This is a genomic window from Nocardioides luteus (assembly GCF_000960475.2).
Classification (GTDB): domain Bacteria; phylum Actinomycetota; class Actinomycetes; order Propionibacteriales; family Nocardioidaceae; genus Nocardioides; species Nocardioides luteus_A.
The window spans coordinates 54,782-75,990 of the sequence record NZ_JZDQ02000034.1 but is presented as its reverse complement, the minus strand read 5'-3'; the positions used below and the strand labels follow the sequence as shown (position 1 = coordinate 75,990).

General features: G+C 69.7%; 21 protein-coding genes. 19 read left to right on the top strand and 2 right to left on the bottom strand.

Annotated features, from left to right (window positions below; genetic code table 11):
* Positions 1-258: 258 nt before the first annotated feature.
* From rbfA to UG56_RS21545, 12 genes are all read left to right on the top strand, one after another.
* Positions 259-720 (top strand): 30S ribosome-binding factor RbfA, encoded by a 462-nt coding sequence (rbfA, locus tag UG56_RS21600; RefSeq protein ID WP_218145261.1) that lies wholly within the window; start codon positions 259-261, stop codon positions 718-720.
* A complete protein-coding gene (truB, locus tag UG56_RS21595; protein ID WP_045551660.1) occupies positions 717-1,592 on the top strand; it encodes a tRNA pseudouridine(55) synthase TruB in 876 nt (291 codons plus the stop codon). Before rbfA ends, truB begins: the two co-directional genes overlap by 4 nt.
* A gap of 42 nt (positions 1,593-1,634) precedes the next feature.
* Complete coding sequence (locus tag UG56_RS21590) at positions 1,635-2,663, top strand: hypothetical protein (protein WP_045551659.1); 1,029 nt, start codon at positions 1,635-1,637, stop codon at positions 2,661-2,663.
* Positions 2,664-2,686: 23 nt separating this feature from the next.
* The gene (locus tag UG56_RS21585) at positions 2,687-3,634 is read left to right on the top strand and encodes a bifunctional riboflavin kinase/FAD synthetase (RefSeq protein WP_256206817.1); all 948 of its coding nucleotides are present in this window, start codon (positions 2,687-2,689) and stop codon (positions 3,632-3,634) included.
* A 49-nt stretch (positions 3,635-3,683) separates the two neighbouring features.
* A complete protein-coding gene (locus UG56_RS28705) occupies positions 3,684-4,550 on the top strand; it encodes a hypothetical protein (RefSeq protein WP_071327243.1) in 867 nt (288 codons plus the stop codon).
* Positions 4,551-4,642: 92 nt separating this feature from the next.
* On the top strand, positions 4,643-4,969 hold the full coding sequence (locus UG56_RS21575) for a PadR family transcriptional regulator (RefSeq protein ID WP_045548854.1): 327 nt from the start codon (positions 4,643-4,645) through the stop codon (positions 4,967-4,969).
* Complete coding sequence (locus UG56_RS21570) at positions 4,966-6,153, top strand: hypothetical protein (protein WP_045548853.1); 1,188 nt, start codon at positions 4,966-4,968, stop codon at positions 6,151-6,153. The genes UG56_RS21575 and UG56_RS21570 overlap by 4 nt, the downstream gene beginning before the upstream one ends.
* 307 nt (positions 6,154-6,460) lie before the next feature.
* Positions 6,461-6,736 carry a 30S ribosomal protein S15 gene (rpsO, locus tag UG56_RS21565; protein ID WP_008363208.1) on the top strand — a complete coding sequence of 92 codons (276 nt, stop codon included), beginning with the start codon at positions 6,461-6,463 and terminating at the stop codon, positions 6,734-6,736.
* 249 nt (positions 6,737-6,985) lie between these two features.
* Positions 6,986-9,064 (top strand): MMPL family transporter, encoded by a 2,079-nt coding sequence (locus UG56_RS21560; protein WP_045548852.1) that lies wholly within the window; start codon positions 6,986-6,988, stop codon positions 9,062-9,064.
* A gap of 32 nt (positions 9,065-9,096) precedes the next feature.
* The gene (locus UG56_RS21555; RefSeq protein WP_045548851.1) at positions 9,097-10,281 is read left to right on the top strand and encodes a sulfite oxidase; all 1,185 of its coding nucleotides are present in this window, start codon (positions 9,097-9,099) and stop codon (positions 10,279-10,281) included.
* 262 nt (positions 10,282-10,543) lie between these two features.
* A complete protein-coding gene (locus UG56_RS21550; RefSeq protein WP_045548850.1) occupies positions 10,544-12,805 on the top strand; it encodes a polyribonucleotide nucleotidyltransferase in 2,262 nt (753 codons plus the stop codon).
* Positions 12,802-14,172 (top strand): M16 family metallopeptidase, encoded by a 1,371-nt coding sequence (locus tag UG56_RS21545; RefSeq protein WP_371264403.1) that lies wholly within the window; start codon positions 12,802-12,804, stop codon positions 14,170-14,172. Before UG56_RS21550 ends, UG56_RS21545 begins: the two co-directional genes overlap by 4 nt.
* 77 nt (positions 14,173-14,249) lie before the next feature.
* On the opposite strand, the gene UG56_RS21540 is transcribed toward UG56_RS21545, so the two are convergent.
* Positions 14,250-14,765 carry a class I SAM-dependent methyltransferase gene (locus UG56_RS21540; RefSeq protein WP_045548848.1) on the bottom strand — a complete coding sequence of 172 codons (516 nt, stop codon included), beginning with the start codon at positions 14,763-14,765 and terminating at the stop codon, positions 14,250-14,252.
* A gap of 130 nt (positions 14,766-14,895) precedes the next feature.
* Between UG56_RS21540 and dapB the strand changes: the two genes are divergently transcribed.
* Positions 14,896-15,639, top strand: a complete 744-nt coding sequence (gene dapB, locus UG56_RS21535) for a 4-hydroxy-tetrahydrodipicolinate reductase (protein WP_045548847.1) — start codon at positions 14,896-14,898, stop codon at positions 15,637-15,639.
* Positions 15,640-15,655: 16 nt separating this feature from the next.
* On the opposite strand, the gene UG56_RS21530 is transcribed toward dapB, so the two are convergent.
* The gene (locus UG56_RS21530; protein WP_045548846.1) at positions 15,656-16,240 is read right to left on the bottom strand and encodes a DUF3043 domain-containing protein; all 585 of its coding nucleotides are present in this window, start codon (positions 16,238-16,240) and stop codon (positions 15,656-15,658) included.
* Between the two features lie 186 nt (positions 16,241-16,426).
* Here UG56_RS21530 and UG56_RS21525 point away from each other — a divergent pair, with 186 nt between their 5' ends.
* The 6 genes from UG56_RS21525 (at position 16,427) to UG56_RS21500 (ending at position 21,132) form a co-directional block, all read left to right on the top strand.
* Entirely contained in the window at positions 16,427-17,209 is a 783-nt protein-coding gene (locus UG56_RS21525) for a PspA/IM30 family protein (protein WP_045548845.1), read from the top strand.
* Entirely contained in the window at positions 17,206-17,484 is a 279-nt protein-coding gene (pspAA, locus tag UG56_RS21520) for a PspA-associated protein PspAA (RefSeq protein ID WP_045548844.1), read from the top strand. Before UG56_RS21525 ends, pspAA begins: the two co-directional genes overlap by 4 nt.
* Before the next feature lie 14 nt (positions 17,485-17,498).
* On the top strand, positions 17,499-18,407 hold the full coding sequence (gene htpX, locus UG56_RS21515; protein WP_045548843.1) for a zinc metalloprotease HtpX: 909 nt from the start codon (positions 17,499-17,501) through the stop codon (positions 18,405-18,407).
* A gap of 10 nt (positions 18,408-18,417) precedes the next feature.
* Positions 18,418-19,005 (top strand): PspA-associated protein PspAB, encoded by a 588-nt coding sequence (gene pspAB / locus UG56_RS21510; protein ID WP_045548842.1) that lies wholly within the window; start codon positions 18,418-18,420, stop codon positions 19,003-19,005.
* Between the two features lie 151 nt (positions 19,006-19,156).
* Complete coding sequence (locus tag UG56_RS21505) at positions 19,157-20,425, top strand: efflux RND transporter periplasmic adaptor subunit (RefSeq protein ID WP_256206815.1); 1,269 nt, start codon at positions 19,157-19,159, stop codon at positions 20,423-20,425.
* Positions 20,422-21,132, top strand: coding sequence for an ABC transporter ATP-binding protein (locus UG56_RS21500; RefSeq protein ID WP_045548840.1), 711 nt, complete (start codon positions 20,422-20,424; stop codon positions 21,130-21,132). The genes UG56_RS21505 and UG56_RS21500 overlap by 4 nt, the downstream gene beginning before the upstream one ends.
* The last annotated feature ends 77 nt before the right edge of the window (positions 21,133-21,209 follow it).

Sequence of the window (21,209 nt, the reverse complement as noted above, 5' to 3'; positions counted from 1 at the left end):
CCCCCCACCGTGCCGAGTCGGCGCATCTGTCCCGCACAGATGCGCCGACTCGGCGCGTTTGTCCCGGACGTACGTGTCGAGTCGGCGCGTCTGTTCCGGGAATACGCGCCGAGTCGGCGCGTTTGTCCCAGCGGTTGAGTCTGCCTTTGCCGAGGGTGGGACAGATGCGCCGACTCGGCACCGATACGTGAGTCATTTGCGCCGACTCGGCGCTTTGAGTTGAGACATTAGCGCCGACTCGGCGCGGTTTGAGAGAGTGTGAACATGAGTAGCCCACGGGTTCGCCGGATCGCTGACCGGATCAAGGTCATCGTGGCGCAGATGCTGGAGCGGCGGATCAAGGATCCGCGGATCGGCTTCGTCACCGTCACCGACGTGCGGGTGACCGGCGACAGTCAGCAGGCGACGATCTTCTACACGGTGCTGGGCGCCGACTCGGAGGCCGAGCTGGCCGGCACCGCCGCGGCGCTGGAGTCGGCCAAGGGCCTGATCCGCTCCGAGGTGGCCAAGCAGCTCGGCACCCGCACCGCCCCGACGCTGGAGTTCATCCACGACGCGCTGCCGGAGACCGCCCGCCACCTCGACGACGTGCTCGCCCGCGCCAAAGCGCAGGACGACGCGGTCGCCGCCTCGCGTGGGGCGACCTACGCCGGCGACGCCGACCCCTACAAGAAGCCTCGCGAGATCGAGGACGAGTGGGACGAGGACGACGAGGAGTGACCGCTGCCGTCTCCGGGCTCGTCATCGTCGACAAGCCCGCCGGCGTCACGTCCCACGACGTCGTCGCGCGCGTACGCCGGCTGGCCGGCACCCGCAAGGTCGGGCATGCCGGCACGCTGGACCCGATGGCCACCGGCGTACTCGTGCTGGGGGTGGAACGCGCCACCCGGCTCCTCGGCCACCTGATGCTGACCGAGAAGTCCTACTCGGCGACGGTGCGTCTCGGGGTCTCGACGACCACGGACGACGCCGAGGGCGAGGTCGTCGAGACCCGCTCGGCCGCCGCCCTGGACGAGGAGCGCGTACGCAGCGCCTTCGCCACCCAGGTCGGCGACATCCTCCAGGTGCCGACCGCGGTGTCGGCGATCAAGGTCGACGGCAAGCGCGCCTACCAACGCGTACGCGACGGCGAGCAGGTCGAGCTGAAGGCACGCCCCGTCACGGTGCACGAGCTCACCGTCGGTGAGCTCCGGCGCGAGGGTGACGTGGTCGATGTCGACATCGACGTCCATTGCTCCTCGGGCACCTACATCCGGGCGATCGCCCGCGACGTCGGCGAGGCGCTCGGGGTCGGTGGCCACCTGACCATGCTGCGCCGCACCGCGGTCGGGCCCTACGACCTCGAGGTCGCGAAGACGCTCGACGAGCTCGGTGACGAGTTCGCCGTGCTGCCGCTGGCCGAGGCCGCCCGGGCCGCGTTCACCCCCTACGACCTCTCCGAGGAGCAGGCCCAGGACGTCCGCTACGGCCGCAAGCTGAAGCTGGCGCTCGACGGACTCACCGCCGTGTTCGCTCCCGACGGGGAGTTCCTGGCGCTCTACGAGCCGGTCAGCGCCACGACCGCGAAGGCGAGCGCGGTCTTCGTCGGATGACCGGGACGGAGCAGAGGTAAAGCCTGCAAGGATGGCGGGCTTGTGAAGCAGAACGGATCTGCCGAGGCGCTTCGGCTCACTGACTCCTGGTTCCGTCACAACGGCCTGACCTACTTCGTTCCCGAGGAGCGCGTCGCCGTGAGAGCGGCCATGCGGCCGCGGCGTACGGTCCGGGTGGGTCTGGTGGTCGTGGTCGTCGCGGTGGCGGCCGGGGTGGCGCTGGCGTGGACCACCGGCGACGTCGGGGCGGCGCCGGCGCTGCTGCTGACCCTGGGCGTGGCAGCCGCGGGGTGGTATGCGCTGACCGCGATGCGGTTCCGCCCGATCCTGGTGTGGGCGATGGGGCGTACGTTCGGGTCGCTGACCAGGCTGCTGCCGATGGCACTGCGGGCGCTGCCGCTGCTGCTGCTCTTCATGACGTTCCTGTTCATCAACGCCGAGGTATGGGAGATGTCGGCCAACCTCGACCTGGGTGCGTTGTGGCTGGTCACGCTGCTGTTCGCCGGGTCTGGGGTGGCGTTCCTGCTGGTCCGGTTGCCCGAGGAGGTGGACCGGATCGACGACGACGTGGACGCCGCCTTCCTGACGCGTACGTGCCGGGGCACGCCTCTGGAGGCCGCCTGTGCGGAGCTCGTCGAGGATGCCCGGGAGGGCCGCGGCACCGACCCCGCTGAGCTCGCCCAGGTGACGGGTTTCGAACGCTGGAACCTGGTGCTGGCGCTGCTCGTCATCCAAGCCACCCAGGTCGTGCTGATCGCGGTCGCCGTCTTCGCGTTCTTCCTCCTCTTCGGCGCGATCGTGATGACCGACGGAGTGCAGCTGGGCTGGACGGGTCAGCAGTCGCTGCACAACCTGTCCTGGCTGCCGAACGTGTCGGGCGAGCTGGTGAAGGTCGCGCTGTTCCTCGCCGGGTTCTCCTCGCTCTACCTCACGGTCTCGACCGTGACGGACGAGACCTACCGCGAGCAGTTCTTCGGTACGGTGCTGCGCGAGATCGAGCGAGCCGTCGGGATGCGCGCGGTCTATCTGACGCTCCGTGCCCGACAGACGGCCCAGGTCACGTCCGAGTGAGCACTCCCCGATATTCTGTGGCCGTGTTGTGGCGAAGTCTGAGTGAGGTGCCGGCCGGCCTGGGGCGTACGTGTGTCGTCGTCGGCAACTTCGATGGCGTCCACCTCGGACACCAGCACGTGATCAGGCGGGGGCGCGAGGTGGCGGATGCCAAGGACCTCACCCTGGTGGCGGTCACCTTCGACCCGCACCCGATGGCGGTGCTGCGGCCCGAGCACGCCCCCGGTGTGCTCACCACCATGGAGGAGCGCGCCGAGCTGCTGCACGCCGCCGGTGCCGACGCCGTGCTGGCGCTGCCCTTCGACATGGAGATGGCCAACTGGTCGCCGGACGACTTCGCCCAGCGGGTGCTCGTCGACGCGCTGCACGCCGAGGCGTGCGTGGTCGGTGCCAACTTCCGCTACGGCTGCAAGGCCGCCGGCGACGTGGCCGACCTGGTCGCCTACGGCAAGATCCACGACTTCTCCGCCGAGGGCATCCCGCTCGACGGCGGTCCGCAGGTGTGGTCCTCGACCTACATCCGTACGTGCCTGGCGACCGGTGACGTCTCCGGTGCGGCCGAGGCGCTGGGCCGCCCGTACTCCGTGCGTGGCGTCGTGGTGAAGGGCGACCAGCGTGGCCGCGAGCTCGGCTTCCCGACGGCCAACGTGCCCACCGACTCGCTGACCGCGGTGCCGCCCGACGGCGTCTACGCGGGCTGGCTGACCCGGCGCGACACGGGGGAGCGGTTCCCCGCCGCCATCTCGGTCGGCACCAACCCCACCTTCGAGGGCGTGGTCGGGCGCCGGGTCGAGTCCTACGTGCTCGACCGCGACGACCTGGAGCTCTACGGCGTCGAGGTCGAGGTGGCCTTCGTGGAGCGGCTGCGCGGCATGGTCGCCTTCGAGGGGATCGACGCGCTCGTCGAGCAGATGCGCGACGACGTGGTGCGGGCGCGCGAGATCCTCGAGCAAGGTCTTACCGACTCGTAGATCCGCGTGGCCTGTTCAGCGGGGTCCGGGTGCGGTTGAATTGCTGGTTATGGATCCCCACTCCACGCCCACGTCCGTCTACGAGACCGAGGTCGAGGCCGAGCGCCCCCGCGGCGGCATCCCGGCCTTCCTCAACGCGTTGCTGGTCACCGGTGGGCTCTGGGCCCTGCAGTTCCTCTCCGGCTCGACACCGTTCTCGAGCTGGGCCGAGGAGGCCGGGAGTGACTCGGCCGGCTGGGTGGCCGCGCTCCTCGGTGACCGGCTGACCTACTTCGGCGACGGTTTCGCCGGCCTCTTCTCCGGTGGCGACCTGGTGCACTCCGTCGTGCTGTCCGCGACCGTCTTCGTGCTCACCTGGCTGCTGACCTGGCTCGGCACCGTCGGTATCTGGCCGCGCGCGTTCTGGCCGGTGTTCCTCGGCTGCTGGTTCGCCGCGATCGTCGCCACCGCTGCCGGCCAGATCGCCGACAGCCTCTACACCTACCTCAGCGACGGCCGCGAGGCCTCGGTGGTGGCCTCGCTCGGCGACGTGCTCGCCGCGGGTGGGGCGTACGGGCTGACGTACGGGTGGGCGATCGGGTTCCTGATCGCACTGATCTGGCTGGCGATCCCGGGCAAGAGCGACGAGGTGGAGGAATACACGCCGATGTCCTCGCTCATCTCCGGCGGCTCCGGAGGCGCTCCGGGTGGCGCTCCAGGGGGCGCTCCAGGTGGCGCGCCGGGCGGCTACGGCCAGCAGCTGCGCGCGAGCGTCGCGGTGCCCACCGCGCAGACCGGCCTCGCCCGCACGTCGCCGGGGCAGCCGATCCAGCCGGTCCAGGTGCGCACCTTCAGCGGGCCGGCGCGCGGTCAGGGTCCGGCCGGCGACACGGCCGCCTGGAAGGACTTCGTACGCGACGTCCGCGGCCGGTCCTGACCCGGCCGCCCTCGCGTCGTCGCTGAGCTCCTCAGCGGCGCGCGGTGCAATGCTCTGGCAAGTAGTGCGCACTGCATAGTAGTGTGCGAAGCATGGATACCACCCAGCTGCTCAAAGGGGTGCTCGACCTGACCGTCCTGGCCGTCGTCGACGGCGAGGATGCGTACGGCTATGACATCGTCCGCAAGCTCCGCGACAGCGGGCTCACGGACGTCGGCGACGCGTCGGTCTACGGAACCCTGCGGCGGCTGTACGCCGCGGGCGCCCTGACCTCCTATGTCGTGCCGTCCGAGTCCGGTCCGCACCGCAAGTACTACGGCATCACGCCCGCCGGGCAAGGCCAGCTCAAACAGCAGAGCGAGGACTGGTCCCACTTCTCCACCACCGTCACCGAGATCCTCCGAGGGGCAAGCGCATGACGACCACAGATGCAGAGGCGAACGTCGCGCCGGAGGTGCGGCTCTTCCTGGCTCGCGTACGCCGCGAGCTCGCCGACCTCGACCCGGAGGTGCTCAGCGACATCACCGACGGGCTCGAGGCCGACTTCACCGAGCTCCTCGAGGAGCGCGGACCCGATGCGCTCGGCGACCCCGTCGAGTACGCCAAGGAGCTGCGGGCCGCGGCAGGCATCCCGGCCGGCGTGAAGGCGCCCCGTGGGTTCGCCGAGCAGGTCGACGGGCTCCTGGATGCCGGCCACCGCCGCTTCGACACCGCCCTCGCCAAGGTCGGTGAGCTGCTGCGTACGGATCTGGGGCCTGTGGTCGCCTGGCTGCGGCCACTGTGGTGGATCGTGCGTGCCTGGGCGGCGGTCTGGCTGGTCGCGGCGCTGTTCGGGTGGGGCATGACGAGCGCCGCGGCGGTCCTGCTCCTCGTCGTCGCGGTGGCGGTCAGCATGTTCATCGGTGCCGGCCGGGTCTGGCCGGGTGGTGAGCGCGGGACGCTCGCGCGCGTCGTGCTCCTGGGTCTGAACGCGTTCGCCGCGTTCGTGCTCTTCATGACCTGGGCGAACGGCGGCGTCGGCGGCACGGACTACGACCGTGGGTGGAGCGACGGTTTCAACGAGGCCGGCGGCGGTGGCGGCTACGCCGCCCCGATCGACGAGCAGGCCGGGATCTACTCCGGCGGGAAGTGGGTCAGCAACATCTACCCGTACGACGCCTCGGGCAAGCCGCTGACCGGCGTCCAGCTCTTCGACCAGGACGGGAAGCCGATCGACGTCGTCACCCAGCCCGACTGCACCTCGACGACCGCCGCCCCGCTCCCGCCGCTTGATGCCGACCAGATCGACATGGCCGAGATCGCCTGCACCGACGAGATGACCGGTGAGCCGCTGCAGCCACGGATCTTCTATCCCTGGTCCAACGGCGCCGCGCAGCTCTACAACGTCTTCCCGCTGCCCAGCCGGGTCCAGCCGGACACCGCGCTCGACCCGAACGCCTTCGCGGACGGGAGCGATGACGCGCCGGTGATCCAGGAGCCGCCGCTGGCGACCGTACCCAAGGCCTCGCTGCCCGGGATCGCGACGAGCTCGCCGAGCGCTTCACCCAGTGCATCTCCGAGTGCATCTCCGGGCGAGTCTCCGGGTACCGCCGACAAGCCATGACCAGACCGATGCAACCGAACCCGGTTCCGCAGCGTCGATCCATATGGCGGAGAGACGAGGTCGAGGGTGATGAAGCGATGAAGCTGTGGTGGCGGTTGCGCCGGCTGGTGGCGCGTCTCGTGCTCGTGGCCTGATCCGGCGGCGATTCGGGGCGGGCACGGGCTCGCTGTTAATCTTCTCGGGTTGTCGTCCCATGGGGGTCGGCAGCTCAAGCCGTGAAATCGGCCGCGGACCAAGAGTGCCCCGGTGAACAGGCCCGGGCGCGCCGCGCAACGAGTAGGCCCACGGGCCGGAAGGGAGCCTTCGCATGGCAGTTGGAACTGACGCGGAGACCAAGAAGAAGATCATCGCCGAGTACGCCACGACCGAGGGTGACACCGGCTCGCCGGAGGTGCAGATCGCGCTGCTGTCGCACCGCATCTCCCACCTGACCGACCACCTCAAGGAGCACAAGCACGACCACCACAGCCGTCGTGGTCTGCTGCTGCTCGTCGGCCAGCGCCGCCGCCTTCTCAACTACCTTCAGAAGAAGGACATCGAGCGCTACCGCTCGATCATCGAGAAGCTCGGCCTCCGCCGCTGATCCAGCGCCGCGATGCACGCACGCTGACGGCGTTGGGGGCGTTCGACAACCCGCTTCGCTTGACGGTTGCCTTCACGCCCCCGCCTTGTCATCGCACGCGCCTCGCGACGCTGCTTGATCTTCGCAAGCAACGGGTCGCCCCTACATGGGGGCGGCCCGTTCGCCGATTTAGGGGAAGGTTCGGCCCGCAGGGAACTCCAGGGGGTATTCCTGATGCGCTCTCAGGGGCATCGGAGGCAGTCTTGAACCGTGCATCGACAGATTGCGGGCACCCTGACCGGGCCCAAGACCAAATACCTCGTCGTGGTGTTCTGGCTGCTCGCGGTGGTGGCTCTCGGCGGATACGCCGGGAAGCTCACCGAGGTGCAGAACAACGAGGCGAGCTCATGGCTGCCGGCGTCGGCGGAGTCGACGCGCGGGTTCGACAAGATGAGCCCCTTCCAGAACCCCAACGCGATCCCCACCACGCTCGTCTACACCTCGACCGAGACCACCGGGGACGACCTGGCCGCGGTCGCCGCGAGCGACATCGCAGCACTCAGTGGCCTCGACGGGGTCGAGGGCGACGTCGCGCCTCCGCAGCTGTCGAAGGACGGTGAGGTCGCCCAGCTCACGGTGACCTTCGACCTCGGCTCCTCCGGCTGGAACAAGATGCCCGGCATCGTCGACGACGTCCGCGAGATCGCCGACCACGACGGCGTGCGGCTGCACGTCACCGGCCAGGGTGGCTCCGCGGCCGACGCCGCGGAGGCGTTCGGTGGCATCGACACGACACTGCTGCTGGCAGCGCTCGTGGTGGTCGTGGTGATCCTGCTGTTCGTCTATCGCAGCCCGGTGCTCTGGGTCTTCCCGATCGTCTCGGTGGTCGTCGGTCTGGGGGTGACGATGGGCCTGGTCTACTTCCTGGCGAAGGATGCGGGCCTCACCGTCAACGGCCAGAGCCAGGCCATCTTGAGCATCCTCGCGATCGGCGCCGGCACCGACTACGCGCTCCTGCTGGTCTCCCGCTACCGCGAGGAGCTGCGCAACTTCGAGGACCGGCACGAGGCGATGGCGCACGCCCTGCACCGGGCCGCCCCGGCGATCCTCGCCAGCGCCGTCACCGTCATCCTGGCCATGCTCTGCCTGACCTTCGCGGAGATGAACTCGACCGCCGGGATGGGGCCGGTCGTCGCCGTCGGGATCGGGGTGACCTATCTGGCGATGGTCACGTTGCTGCCTGCCCTGCTGGTCATCTGCGGCCGGTGGGTCTTCTGGCCGAAGCGTCCGACGTACGGCTCGGCGGAGCCGACCGAGACCGGCCTGTGGGCGAAGGTCGGCTCGATGGTCTCGGTCCGTCCGCGCGCGGTCTGGATCACCACCACGGTCGTGCTGCTCATCGCCTGCCTCGGCCTGCTGCGGCTCGACGCCAACGGGCTGGCCTCGGACGAGACCTACACCAAGGAGTTCGACTCGATCACCGGTCTGCAGGTGCTGGTCGACCATGACATGGCCGACCAGTCCAACCAGCTGCTCGTGGTCGCCGACGCGGCGGCGCAGGCGCAGGTGCAGCAGGCGCTCGACGGTGTCGAGGGGCTGGTGTCCACCGCGACGCCGGCGGGGGAGGTGAAGAGCTTCCCGCTCGGCCCGGCCCAGGACGGTGTCGTCGCGATCGCGGCAGTGGTCGACGCCGACGTGACCTCGCCCGAGGCGTACGACATCGTCGGTGCCTCCCGCTCGGCCGTGCACGGGGTGGACGGCGCCGAGGCTCTGGTGACCGGCACGTCGGCGATGATGCTCGACACCCTCGAGGCCAGCCAGCGCGACGACCTCGTGATCATCCCGATCATCCTGGTGGTGGTCCTGCTGGTGCTGATGGTGCTCCTGCGGGCGGTTTTCGCCCCGCTGATCCTGCTCGGCACGGTGATCCTGTCGTTCGGGGCCGCGCTCGGCATCTCGGTGCTGCTCTTCGAGTACGTCTTCGACTTCGCGGGGACGGATCCGTCGTTCCCGCTGTTCGCCTTCGTGTTCCTGGTGGCGCTGGGCATCGACTACAACATCTTCCTGATGACCCGGGTGCGCGAGGAGGCGCAGACCCGTGGCACTCGGGCGGGGTCGCTGGTCGCCCTGACCTCGACCGGCGGGGTGATCACCTCGGCGGGGGTCGTGCTGGCCGCGACCTTCCTGGTGCTCGGCTCGCTGCCGATGGTCTTCCTGGCCGAGCTCGGCGTGACGGTCGCCCTGGGCGTCATGCTCGACACGATGATCGTCCGCTCGATCCTGGTCACGGCCATCAACCTCGACGCCGGCGACCGGATCTGGTGGCCGGGGCGGCTGTCGAAGGTCTAACAAGAGTAAGTTGGTCATGTTAATATCCGGGTATGACGCCCCCAGGTCTGAACCGACGTACGTTCCTCACCACCGCTGCGCTCGGGGCGGCTGCCGTGGGCGCCACCCAGGTGACTGACTCGGTCGTCGCCGGTGCGGCGGCGGGAGCGCCCGCGATCCTCAAGCCGTTGCCCGCGGAACGGTTCATCGACTACGGCACCAACGCCGAGACCCGCTGGGACTCGGTCGACCCGCGCCGCTACCTGACCCCGCAGGCCGACCTGTTCGTGCGCAACCACACCGCCACCCCGCGGATCGACCCGGAGACCTACGAGCTGGAGATCGTCGGCGACGGGCTGCGCGACCCCGCCGGCGTGAAGCTCACCCTCGACGACCTCAAGGCCTTCCGGCACGTCGAGACGACCTCCGTGCACGAGTGCACCGGCAACGGCCGCAGCTTCTTCACCACCCAGCAGGGCCAGGAGGTCAGCGGCACGAAGTGGACGCTCGGTGCGGTCGGGGCGGTCCGCTGGAAGGGCGTACGTCTCCAGGACGTCCTCACCGCCGTCGGCGTCCGTCCGGACGCGGTCTCGGTGCAGGCGACCGGGCTCGATGCCAGCTACGTGGACAAGGGTGTCGACTACGGCCGGGTGCGACGGCCGTTCCCGATCGAGAAGGCCTTCGACGACGCCCTGCTCGTCTGGGGTGCCAACGGCGAGGACCTGCTCCCGGACCACGGCTTCCCGCTGCGGCTGCTGCTCCCGGGTTGGATCGGCATCGCGTCGATCAAGTGGCTCGGCTCGCTCGAGGTGTCCACGAGCGTGCTGACATCGCCGTGGGACACGAAGTGGTACAACGTGGACGGCCCGCTCACGGTCAACCCGGTGCGCTCCGCCCTCGAGCTCGCGTGGAACGCGGAGATCCCGGCGGGGGACCGGATCGTGCTCAGCGGCCGCTCGTGGTCCGGGGCGGCGCCGATCGCGCGCGTCGAGATCAGCGTCGACGGGGGAGAGACCTGGGCACCGGCCGTCCCGCACGCGCCGGGCCGCCCCACCGGCGGCCACGGGATCGGCTGGGCGCAGTGGGACTACACCTGGCGCGACCCCGAGCCGGGGACGTACGAGATCCTCGTCCGGGCCACCGACCGGGCCGGCCGCACCCAGCCCGACGTCGCCGCTCACAACCCCGGCGGCTACTTCTTCGACGCCGTCGTGCGTCACCCGGTCACCGTCGTGTGAGACGCGAGAGGGGCGCGCGTTCCACGTTTCGGGCGGTGGGCGGATAGGCTGGACGGAGAGTGCTACGGCCACCGGCCGGCGTACGAAGAAATGATCATCACCAGGAGCGGCCCGCCCGACCGGCTCGGTCCTCGGTAGTGACTCCCAGATCGCGGCATCTGCCGCGAAGGCTGAGGGTCTCGATCGAAGACCGGCCCTGTGCGCAACGAGCGCACACGCCCGGCGCGGGGACGCTCCGCGACAAAGACTAAGGACGAATTCCTTGACCGAACCAGTCATCACTGCCGTCGAGACGACCATCGACAACGGCAAGTTCGGCACCCGCACCGTCAAGTTCGAGACCGGGCTGCTCGCCCGTCAGGCCGCGGGTTCCGTGACCGCCTACCTCGACGACGAGACGATGCTGCTGTCGGCGACCACCGTCTCGAAGCAGCCGAAGGACCACTTCGACTTCTTCCCGCTCACCATCGACGTCGAGGAGCGGATGTACGCGGCGGGCAAGATCCCCGGCTCGTTCTTCCGTTCCGAGGGCCGCCCGGGCGAGGACGCGATCCTCACCTGCCGCCTGATCGACCGCCCGCTGCGCCCGACCTTCAAGAAGGGTCTGCGCAACGAGGTCCAGGTCGTCATCACCGTCATGGCGCTCGACCCCGACCAGCCCTACGACGTGCTCGCGATCAACGCCGCGTCGATGTCCACCCAGCTCTCCGGCCTGCCGTTCTCGGGCCCGGTCGGCGGCGTGCGCGTCGCCCTGATCGAGGGCCAGTGGGTCGCCTTCCCGACCCACAGCCAGCTCGAGAACGCCGTCTTCGACATGGTCGTCGCCGGCCGCGTCACCGACACCGGCGACGTCGCCATCATGATGGTCGAGGCCGAGTCCACCGAGAAGACCTGGGACCTGGTCCAGTCCGGTGCCCAGGCGCCGACCGAGCCGATCGTGGCCGGCGGCCTGGACGCCGCCAAGCCGTTCATCAAGCAGCTGGTCGAGGCCCAGGCCGAGCTGGCCAAGCAGGCCGCCAAGCCGGTGCAGGAGTACCCGATCTTCCTGGACTACCAGGACGACGTCTACGAGGCCGTCGAGGCCACCGTCGGCGCCGACGTGAAGGACCTCTACACCGTCGGTGGCAAGCGCGAGCGCACGCTCGGCAAGCAGGAGCGCGACGAAGAGGCCGACCGGATCAAGGCCTCGCTGCTCGAGAAGATCGGCGCCCAGTTCGAGGGCCGCGAGGGCGAGATCGGCGCCGCGTTCCGCGCGCTGACCAAGAAGGCCGTGCGCGAGCAGGTCCTGCGCGACAAGGTCCGCATCGACGGTCGCGGCCTGGCCGACATCCGTCCGCTGCACTCCGAGGTCGGCGTGATCCCGCGGGTCCACGGCTCCTCGCTCTTCGAGCGCGGCGAGACCCAGATCCTGGGTGTCACCACCCTCGACATGCTCAAGATGGAGCAGCAGCTCGACACCCTCTCCCCGGAGAAGTCGCGCCGCTACATGCACAAGTACGTCTTCCCGCCGTTCTCCACCGGTGAGACCGGCCGGGTCGGCTCGCCCAAGCGCCGCGAGGTCGGCCACGGTGCGCTCGCCCGCCGCGCGCTCCTGCCGGTGCTCCCGAGCCGCGAGGAGTTCCCCTACGCGATCCGCCAGCTCTCCGAGGCGATGGGCTCCAACGGCTCGACCTCGATGGGCTCGGTCTGCGCCTCGACGATGTCGCTGCTCAACGCCGGTGTCCCGCTGAAGGCCCCGGTCGCCGGTATCGCGATGGGTCTGATCTCCGGTGAGATCGACGGCGAGACCAAGTACGTCGCGCTCACCGACATCCTCGGTGCCGAGGACGCCTTCGGCGACATGGACTTCAAGGTCGCCGGCACCGCGGAGTTCGTGACCGCGCTGCAGCTCGACACCAAGCTGGACGGCATCCCGGCCGAGGTCCTCGCCCAGGCGCTCAACCAGGCCAAGGACGCGCGGACGACCATCCTGGACGTCATGCACGAGGCCATCGGCGGCGTCGAGGAGATGGCCCCGACCGCCCCGCGGATCATCACCGTGAAGGTCCCCGTGGACAAGATCGGCGAGGTCATCGGCCCGAAGGGCAAGGTGATCAACCAGATCCAGGAGGACACCGGCGCCCAGATCTCCATCGAGGACGACGGCACGGTGCTCATCGGTGCGACCGACGGCGCTGCCGCTGAGGCCGCCCGTGCGGCGGTCAACGCGATCGCCAACCCGACCATGCCCGAGGTCGGCGAGCGCTACCTCGGCACGGTCGTGAAGACGACCAACTTCGGTGCCTTCGTCGCCCTGCTCCCGGGCAAGGACGGCCTGCTCCACATCACCAAGCTGCGCGCCCTCAACGGCGGCAAGCGCGTGGAGTCGGTCGAGGACGTCGTCGAGGTCGGCCAGAAGATCCAGGTCGAGATCGCCGAGATCGACGACCGCGGCAAGCTCTCGCTCGCCCCGGTGCTCGAGGAGGAGGCTTCCGCCGAGGAGACTCCGGCTGAGACCGCCACCGAGGCCGCAGACGAGGAGTGACCTTGGCGTCACGCACTACCTGGGGGACCGGTCGACACATGGGTGTCGGCCGGTCCTCCGGCTATAACCAGGAGCCCGGCACCACCGTCACGCTCGAGCAGACCGAGGTCAACGGCGCGGTGACGTCGCTCGTACGCCGCACGGTCCACCCCTCGGGCCTGCGGATCGTGACCGAGCAGATGGCCGGGGTCCGCTCGGCCGCGGTCGGCGTCTTCATCGGCGTCGGGTCCCGCGACGAGACCGCGCGTCAGCACGGCTGCTCCCACTTCCTCGAGCACCTGCTGTTCAAGGGCACCCCGTCGCGTACGGCCTTGGAGATCTCCTCCTCGATGGACCGCGTCGGTGGGGAGTTCAACGCCTACACCGCCAAGGAGTACACCTGCTTCCACGCCCGGGTGCTCGACGTCGACCTGCCGCTCGCGATCGACGTCGTGGGCGACATGCTGACCTCCTCGCTGATCACGGCCGAGGACGTCGAGGCCGAGCGTGACGTGATCCTCGACGAGATCGCGATGCACGACGACGACCCCGACGACGTGATCCACAACCTCGTCGCCGCGCAGGCGTGGGGTGCCGAGACACCGCTCGGGCGGGGCATCGCCGGCACCGAGGCCTCGATCACCGCGCTGACCCGCGAGGAGATCAACGACTTCTACCAGGAGCACTACGTCGCGCCCCGGATGGTCGTCTCCGTCGCCGGCAACGTCGACCACGACGAGGTCGTGGCGATGGTCGAGAAGGCGTTCTCGGGGTCGGGCTTCCTGACGGCCTCGGCCGCCCCGGTGCCTCCTCGCGAGGGTTCTCCGCTGGAGGTCGCTGCCGGCGAGATCAGCGCCCAGCGTCCGCTGGAGCAGGTCAACGTGATCCTGGCCCGCGAGGGCCTGCAGCGTGGTGACGACCGCCGGTTCGCGTTCGAGGTGGTCAACACCGCCGTCGGCGGCGCGACCTCCTCACGGCTCTTCCAGGAGGTCCGCGAGCACCGGGGCCTGGCCTACTCGGTCTACTCCTACGCCTACAGCCACGCCGAGACGGGCCTCTTCGGGGTCCAGGTCGGCTGCCTGCCGGCCAAGCTCGACGAGGTCCTCGAGGTCGTACGCTCCGAACTGGCCGCCGTCGCCCGCGACGGCATCACCGCCGAGGAGCTCGAGCTCGGCAAGGGCCAGCTGCGTGGCGGCCTCGTGCTGGGCCTGGAGGACTCCGCCTCCCGGATGTCCCGCATCGGCCGCGCCGAGCTGGTCCACCGCGAGCTCTACTCGATCGACGAGGTCCTGGCCCGCATCGACGCGGTCACCCTGGAGGACTGTCGCGAGGTGGCCGCCGAGATCCTCACCCGCCCCGAGATCCTCGCGGTCGTGGGACCGGCCTGAAGCCGAGTCGGCTCGTTCTGACCGGAACGTCAGCCGAGTCGGCTCGTCATGACGAGCCGACTCGGCGCGTTACGGGGTCAGCGGCGGCCGATGATGCCGACGGCGGCGGGCACCTTGGAGTCGACGATGGAGACCCGGAAGCCGGCGTCGGCCAACGCCTTGCTCGACTTCTCGATGATCTCGGGGACCTGCTCACGCTGGGTCGCCTCGTAGAAGAGGTTGACCGTGCCGCCGGGGAGCACGCGCTCATGGAGCAGCGCGATCTCGGCGGATGCGTCACGCACCCAGAACAGGTTGACGTTGAACGCGAAGACCTTCGTCAGCCGCTTGACCGGGACCCGCAGCGTCGCGAGGTCGATCTGGCGGACCGTGAGGCGTCCTGCCTCCAGGTATTTCGCGCAGCGTCGCTTCGTACGATCGACACCCGACTCCGAGCGGTCGATCGCAAACAGCTTTCCGGTCTCCAGCCGGCTACAGATCAGCTCGGCACCAGCCCCCGGACCGCAGCCGACTTCAAGGACATGATCGTTCGGTTGAATGTCCATGAAGTCAACGGCCCAACGGATCCGAGCAGGGATCGTCTGCACCACCATGGGTCCAAGACTGCCAGATCCTTCTACGGTTCCGCTCACGACCCCTTCGACAGGCTCGGGACAAGCCTCGCGATTTGTTCACCGGATGCTGGTAGATCGTTGCTGGAGCGTGATCTATAAGGTTGCGCCCATGATCAAGGTGGCGGTTCTCGGTGCACGTGGCAAGCTCGGTTCGGCGGTCTGCGAGGCGGTCGAGTCCGCCGAGGATCTCGAGCTCGTGGCGAGGATCGGTCGTGGCGACGAGCTGTCGGCGATCACCGACGCCGGCGCCGATGTGGCCGTGGACGTCACCACCCTCGAGGCGGTGATGGGCAACGCCGAGTTCTGCCTGTCCCACGGCGTGCACACGGTGATCGGCACCTCGGGCTTCGGCCCCGACCGCGTCGAGCAGCTCGAGGCCTGGCTGGCGAAGGCGCCGGAGATCGGCGCGATGGTGGTGCCCAACTTCTCGGTCGGTGCCGTGCTGATGATGCGCTTCGCCGAGCTCGCCGCGGCCCACTTCCCGTCCGTGGAGATCGTCGAGACCCACCACGAGCGGAAGGCCGACGCCCCCTCCGGTACGGCACGCAGGACCGCCGAGCTCGTCGCTGCCGCGCGTCGCGAGGCCGGGGTGGCCCCCGCGCCCGACGCGACCACGTCGGCCCTCGACGGGGCCCGTGGAGCCTCCGTGGAGGGCATTCCTGTCCACTCCCTGCGGATGTCCGGCTCCGTCGCCCACCAAGAGGTCATCCTCGGCGGTGTCGGCGAGCTGCTGACCATCCGCCACGACTCGCTCTCGCACGCGTCCTTCGCCCACGGCGTCCTCGCCGCCATCCGCGGTATCGGCTCGCGGCCCGGGCTCACCATCGGCCTGGAGGACGTCCTCGGGATCTGACGCCCCGCGGGGTGCCTCAGCGGTAGTTGTCGGGGAGCTGGGAGCCGATCTTGACCTGCGGCTTCGGCAGGCGCAGGAAGCGGATCTGGATGGCCCGCATGATCGCGTAGTAGGTGGTGCCCTTGAGGTCGTTGTCGGGGAAGCGGCGCTTGAGCTCCTTGCGGAGCAGGAAGCGCAGCACGATCAGGTTGACGATCACGGTCGCCATCACGACGAGCGTGAAGAGCTGGGAGTACATCGCCAGCTCGAGGCTGATGTAGGGCACCACGAGCGCGATGATCAGCACCGGCAGCACGATCTCGGCGAAGGTGAAGCGGGCGTCGATCCAGTCGCGGATGAAGCGCTTGACCGGGCCCCTGTCGCGCAGCGGCAGGTAGCGCTCGTCGCCGGTCTTCATCGCCTGGCGCATCTTGTCGCCCTGCTCGGCCCGCTGGGCGCGGTTGGCGGCGTTGATCTCCTTGCGCGTACGCGGCTGCTTCAGGCGCGCCTTGCGAGCCGCCTCCGCCTCCTTGCGCGTGGGGGTCGGGCGACCCTTGCCGGTCTCCTTGACCGGGCTCTCGGGCTCGACGACCTGCTGGGCGGGGGACTTGCGACCGAACAACTTAAGTGACCTCTTACCTGTTGGCTGGGACACACACAGGATATCCCGAGCGGCCTTGACAGCGAGTTTTGTGGACCCGGCCTAAGGTGAGAGGCAACACTTGTCCTAGGACGACGAGAGTCCAGCGGCAAGCGATGACGCGGGGCGGCCGGCGGTCGCCGCATATGAGAGGCGTAAAGGGAACCGATGAGTGTGATGAAGCGGCTGAGCCTGGTCTTCAAGGCGAAGGCAAACAAGGCGCTCGACAAGGCCGAGGACCCCCGGGAGGTGCTCGACTACAGCTACCAGAAGCAGCTTCAGATGCTGCAGCAGGTGCGCCGCGGCGTCGCGGACGTCGCGACCAGCCGCAAGCGCGTCGAGCTGCAGATCAACGGGCTCAAGCAGCAGTCCGACAAGCTCACCGGTCAGGCCCAGAAGGCCATCGAGATGAACCGCGAGGATCTCGCTCGCGAGGCGCTGACCCGCAAGTCGGGTCTGACCAGCCAGATCAACGATCTCAACACGCAGCTCGCCACGCTCCAGGGTGAGGAGGAGAAGCTCACCCTCGCCCAGCAGCGGCTGCAGGCCAAGGTGGAGGCCTTCCGCACCAAGAAGGAGACCATCAAGGCGACCTACACCGCCGCCGAGGCGCAGACCCGGATCAACGAGGCCGTCTCCGGCATCGGCGAGGAGATGGGCGACATCGGCATGGCGATGCAGCGGGCCGAGGACAAGACCCTCGAGATGCAGGCTCGCGCGGGTGCCGTCGACGAGCTGCTCGCCTCGGGCGCCCTCGACGACCTGACCGCCGGTCCGTCCGACGACATCACCCGCCAGCTCGACGCGCTCAGCTCGACCAACGACGTCGAGGCCGAGCTCGCCGCCCTCAAGGGTCTCAGCGCTCCGCAGCAGACCCAGGCGCTGCCCGGCGCCGACGCCAACGCGCCGGTCATCGACGTGGAAGCGACCGAGAAGAAGGCCGAGCAGTGATCGTTCGCATTCTGGGCGAGGGGCAGTACGACCTCGACGAGGCCGCCATGGACAAGCTCAACGAGCTCGACGCCGCGGTCGAGTCCGCCTGCCAGGGCACCGACGAGGCCGTCTTCGACGCCGCGCTGGCCGCGCTGCTCGACGGCGTGCGTTCGCTGGGCACCGCCCACCCCGTCGACGCGATCGACTCCTCCGACCTGATCCTCCCCGGACCCGGCTCCACGCTCGCCGAGGTCTCTGAGATGCTCGGCGACGAGGGCCTCATCCCCGGCTAGAGACCCGCACGACCATGTCACGCTTCCAAGGTGATGCCGGGCTGACCGCCCGGATGACCACGGTGATGTTCCTGCTGGGCGCGCTCTTCGTCGGGCTCATCGTGGCGCTGATGTTCGTGATGCCCGCGCAGTGGGCGCCGATCATCGCCATCGTCGGGCTCGGCATCGCCTGGTGGCAGTGGTACTCCTCCGACACCCTCGCGATGCGCGCGATGCGCGCGCGAGAGGTGTCGGCCCAGGAAGCACCCGAGCTGCACGCGATGATCGACCGGCTGTGCGCGCTGGCCGACATGCCCAAGCCGCGCGTCGGGATCGCCTACACCGACATGCCCAACGCTTTCGCCACCGGCCGCTCGCCGAAGCGGGCCGTGGTCGTGGTGACCACCGGCATCATGCAGCGGCTGACCGCCGAGGAGCTCGAGGGCGTGATCGCCCACGAGCTCTCCCACGTCGCCCACCGCGACGTGCTGGTGATGACCGTCGCCTCCTCGGCCGGCATCGTGGCCGGGATGCTGAGCAGGGGTTCGCAGTACGGCGCGTACGCCGGTGGCGGCCGCCGCGACAACAACAACGGCCTCCCGGTGTGGCTGGTGGTGCTGCTGGTCTCGCTGGCGGTCTACGCGGTGTCCTGGCTGCTGTTGCGGATGCTCTCGCGCTACCGCGAGCTCGCCGCCGACCGGGCCGGCGCGCAGCTGACCATGAAGCCGGCCGCGCTGGCCAGCGCGCTGCAGAAGATCACCGGAGAGATCTCCGCGATCCCGAGCCGCGACCTGCGGTCCTCGCAGGCGATGAGCGCGTTCTTCATCGCGCCGGCGATCAGCGGCCAGTCGCTGCGTACGCTCACCTCGACGCACCCGTCTCTGGAGCAACGTCTGGAGCAACTCGCCCGGATCGAGGCCGAGCTCGGCCGTCCGGCGCAGTAGGGTCGGCCGCGTGGGCTTCTGGGACGTCATCACCGGTCGTACGCGACCGAAGCAGGCCAACCTCGACGCGCTGTTCGCGGTGCCGACTGCCGCGCTCACCATGCAGACCTCGCTCGGGCTGGTCCCGACCGGCGACGGGGCGGTCTGCTACCGGGCCGCGTCCGGTGCGGGCTTCGCCGGCACGCAGAACGACATCATCGACCTGCTCGGCGCCTCCGAGGGTGCGCCGAAGGTGACCACGAGCGTCGACGAGTTCGGCTTCACCTGGCTCAGCGTCGACCACGACGCCCTGGACCCGGCCAACCCCGACATCACCGGCCTCGTCACCGACCTCCACGCGGTCAACACCACGCTGGAGATGAACGGCTTCGGCCCCGGGCTGCTGTGCTCGCTGATCGCCTTCCAGGGCGCCGACGGGCGCAGCGCCGGCCTGATCTACCTCTACAAGCAGGGCACCTTCTACCCCTTCGTCCCGACCGGCCCGCAGCAGCGCGACAACCTGCTCGAGATCAACATCCGCTCGGCGATCGAGGGCGATCTGCCGGTCGAGAAGGACCTCTCCCGCTGGCTCGCCGTCTGGGGCGCTCCCGGGCTCTGAGAGCGGTAGGGCACGAGTCCTGAGCTTCGGCGACGCACCGGATTCACAGTCTCCCCACAGCCGGGGCCGACCTCCCGCATAGCCGGGTTCACCACAGTCCTCTCGTCAGACCCTCCGGCGCCCCGCCGGGGCGTACGAGAGAGGCAGTGTGGTGCGCAAGAGACTCACGGAGCGGTGGCGGAGGCTGGGGCGGACAGCCCGGATCCTGCTCGCCGCCGGGGTGGCGGCAGTGGTGGTCGGTGGCGGAGCGGGAGCCTGGGCGCTCACCCGCGAGGACACCGGGCAGGCGCAGACGATGCAGGTCCAGGCGACGTCGGGGACGGTGAAGGAGACGGTGTCGGGCAGCGGCACCGTGGAGGCGGCCGAGACCGCTGACCTGTCCTTCGAGGTCTCCGGAACGGTGACGAAGATCTACGCCGCCGAGGGCGACACCGTGAAGAAGGGCGACGCGCTGGCCCGGGTGGACGACACCACCCTCGTCGCCAACCGCACCGCGGCCGAGTCGGCCCTCGCCGCCGCCCAGGAGCAGCTCGATACCGACGAGTCCGCGGGGGCCACCGACGTACAGATCGCCTCGGACGAGGCCGCCGTCGCGGCCGCCGAGGCCGACCTCGACTCCGCCCGCCAGGCCGTCGAGGACGCCGTGCTGCGGGCCACGATCGGCGGTACCGTCACCGCCTTCGACATCGCCGTCGGCGACGTCGTGGGCTCCTCCTCGGGCTCGTCCTCCGGCGGATCGGGCGGCACCGGTGGCTCCGGCTCGTCGACGGGCGGCGGCTCGGAGGACACGGGCACCGACACGGGCTCCTCCGACGCCGGCACGGTCTCGATCGTCTCGGCGGGCAGCTACGTTGTCGAGGCGACCGTCAGCGCCGACGACGCGGCCTCGCTGAAGAAGGGCCTGCAGGCCACCGTCACCGTCAACGGCGTCGACGAGAAGGTCTTCGGCACCGTCGCGACCGTCGGCAAGGTCGCCGAGACCAGCTCCTCGGGCGCAGCGGTCTTCCCGGTGAGCATCACCGTCACGGGCAAGCGCGACGATCTCTACCCGGGCACCTCGGCCACCGCCGAGATCACGGTGAAGCAGCGCGAGGACGTCCTCACCGTGGCCAGCGCCGCGATCACGACCGACGGCGACCAGGCGTACGTGCAGAAGGTCGTCGACGGCGAGACGGTCAAGACCGAGGTGACGATCGGCGAGGTCTACGGCGCAACGACCGAGATCACCGAGGGGCTCGACGAGGGCGACACCGTCGAGATCGAGGGTTTCACCCGTCCCAGCGGCTCGGGATCCGGGGGCCGGGAGGGCGGCCAGGAGGGCGGCTTCGAAGGCTTCGGCGACGGCGGAGAGATCAGGCAGATGCCCGGGGGCGGCCAGTTCCCCGGCGGGATGCCGGGTCAGACGGGTGGCGGTCAGTGAGCACGAGCGCCCCGGTCGTCTCCCTGAACGGCGTGCGGAAGACGTACCGCTCCGGATCGATCGAGTTCGAGGCCCTGCGCGGCGTCGACATGGAGATCGCCGCAGGGGAGTACGTCGCGGTGGTCGGCCCCTCCGGCTCCGGCAAGTCGACCCTGATGAACATCCTCGGCTGCCTCGACGTGCCGACCGAGGGCAGCTACCACCTCGGCGGCGAGGACGTCTCGACGATGTCGGAGGCATCCCTCGCCCACGTACGCAACCGGCGGATCGGCTTCGTCTTCCAGCAGTTCAACCTGCTGCCGAGCCTGCCCGCCTGGCGCAACGTCGAGCTCCCGCTGGTGTACGCCGGTGCGCCCCGGTCACAGCGCCGCGAGCGCGCCGCCCGGGCGCTGGAGCGGGTCGGGCTGGGCGATCGGCTCGAGAACCGCCCCGGTGAGCTCTCCGGCGGACAGCAGCAGCGGGTGGCGGTGGCCCGGGCGCTGGTCACCGAGCCGGACATCATCCTGGCGGACGAGCCGACCGGAAACCTCGACTCGGCCTCGTCCGAGGCGGTGCTCGCGCTGCTCGACGAGCTGCACGCGAGCGGGCGGACCATCGTGCTGATCACCCACGAGCACGAGGTCGCCGCCCGCGCCGGCCGCAACCTGACCATCCGCGACGGCCTGATCACGGCCGACGAACCGGTGCTTGCCGGAGGTGGGCGATGAGCGAGCGTGAGCGAGCGAACAATGGAATCTTCATCGGGCCGGGTCCGTATCCTGGCGCTTGCGCTACGGAGGCGGCC